Below are 213 nucleotides of genomic sequence, written 5' to 3'. Positions count from 1 at the left end.
AGCTAAAGGTCTAAAACAGTCTTCCTCATCTCTTCAAATCTATGATAATCAGCGTCAAGTAAAAACCGCCCCAACTCAAAAATGACCCCTGAATAGAAAATTACTTTTTTATTATAACCTAAGCTAATAATTAAATGATTTTCTTTATTTCTATAATCTTTTCCATCAAAGTAGACATGTTCATATAGAACAGAATAGTCCCTCACTTCTTTA

The 213-nt window shown here is 30.5% G+C and carries 1 protein-coding gene; it reads right to left on the bottom strand.

All coding sequences use genetic code 11. The annotated features are described in order from the left end of the window. Positions 1 to 2 precede the first annotated feature (2 nt). Positions 3 to 213 (bottom strand): DUF6710 family protein (locus FH871_RS33645; protein WP_212768373.1); only part of this gene is annotated, 211 nt, incomplete at its 5' end.

Source organism: Larkinella sp. C7 (assembly GCF_006149005.1).
Taxonomy (GTDB): domain Bacteria; phylum Bacteroidota; class Bacteroidia; order Cytophagales; family Spirosomataceae; genus Larkinella.
This window is presented reverse-complemented; position numbering and strand designations above follow the sequence as displayed.